1 pseudogene is annotated in these 715 nt (G+C 80.0%); it reads left to right on the top strand.

Going from position 1 to position 715, the window contains the following annotated elements:
* A pseudogene (locus STRAU_RS37960) lies at nucleotides 1-623 on the top strand (hypothetical protein); the annotation flags it as partial.
* Nucleotides 624-715 lie beyond the last annotated feature (92 nt).

Here is a 715-nt window from a genome sequence, read left to right as displayed (position 1 = left end):
GGCGGCCCGACGGGCCCTGGGCGCCGTCGGCCGCGGCGGCCCTCGTCCTCGCGGGCGCCGTCGCGCCCGGCATGTGGTGCGCCCGGCTCTTCGCCGTGCGGGCGGGCGGCAGGCTCGGCGCCAGCCGGGGACTCGCCGAATTCACCGCGTCCGTACGGCCGTTGCTGATCATCGTGTTCACACTGTTCCTGTGCGCGATGGGCGTACTGCTCACCGGAGTCGCCGCCCTGCCGGTGCCCGGCCCGGACGCGGCCCTCACACTGACCGGCGCCGCCGCGCTCGCCGCGCTCCTGTGGCTCGGCCGGATGCTCCGCACCCATGGCGCCCGCCGGGCCCCCGCCCTCGTCTACGCGACAGTCGGCGCCACACAGGCGGCGGCCGTGGCCCTGGTGCTCGCGGGGCGCCTGCCGGGCTGCGGATTCCTCGCGGCGCCCGTCGAACGCCTGGTCGCCGAGGGTGGCACCGGCGCGGTCGCCGCCCTCGCCTGCGGCGCCGGAGCCGCGGTGCTCCTCGCCCGCGCGATCCGGGTCCTCGGCCGGGCCTCCGCACACGTCCTGGGCCGCGCCTCCGCGCACGTCCTGGGCCGGGCCTCCGCACACGCGACCGCGGGTGGTGCGCGGTGAGCGCGTTACCCCCGCCCCGGCGCCCCGGTGCGCTCCACCAACCCGGAGCGCACCGCCGCCCGGGAGCAGCGTGCCGCCACCCCGGCGCGCCC

The sequence above is a fragment of the Streptomyces aurantiacus JA 4570 genome (assembly GCF_000414115.1).
GTDB classification, from domain to species: domain Bacteria; phylum Actinomycetota; class Actinomycetes; order Streptomycetales; family Streptomycetaceae; genus Streptomyces; species Streptomyces aurantiacus_A.
The sequence above is the reverse complement of the archived record's forward strand: the minus strand, read 5'-3'. Positions and strand labels throughout refer to the sequence as shown.